Source organism: Escherichia sp. MOD1-EC5495 (genome assembly GCF_002965965.1).
Lineage (GTDB): Bacteria > Pseudomonadota > Gammaproteobacteria > Enterobacterales > Enterobacteriaceae > Escherichia > Escherichia ruysiae.
Window position 1 is genome coordinate 1 of the sequence record NZ_PTRI01000062.1, and the last position, 506, is coordinate 506.

Here is a 506-nt window from a genome sequence, read left to right on the forward strand (position 1 = left end):
TTGAGCGTCCCGGAGTTCGCATTCACGTTACCGCTGATATCGGCATTTTTCGCCGTCAGCCGCCCGTCCGGTGTCAGGGAAAATACCGGAGGATTGCCGCCACTGGTAATGGTGGGAGCCGTCAGATACTTCAGGAACACTTCGTTCATGAATATCTGGTTGCCCTGCGCCACAAACATCGGCGTTTCATTCCCGTTTGCCGGGTCAATAAACGCGATACGGTTAGCGGCAACCAGGAACTGGCTCAGTTTGCCTTCCTCCGTATCCTCCATACTAAGGCCAAGCCCCGCGACATAATGCCTGCCGTCTTCGGTCTGCTCAATTTTGACGCCCCACATGGCATTCCATTTATCGTTGGCGTCTTTCCACTCTTTCGAAAACTCCTCCAGTTTGCTGGCGTTATCCTCCGTCAGCTCGACTTTTTCCAGCAGCTCCTTGCCGAGATGGGATTCGGTTATCTGGCCTTTGAAAAAATCCAGGTAACCTTCCGCATCATCGCTCGCCCG

1 protein-coding gene is annotated in these 506 nt (G+C 53.8%); it reads right to left on the reverse strand.

What is annotated here, in order from left to right; genetic code table 11:
- On the reverse strand, positions 1–506 hold a 506-nt coding region (locus BEG40_RS21550; protein ID WP_123058485.1), incomplete at both ends, for a DUF1983 domain-containing protein.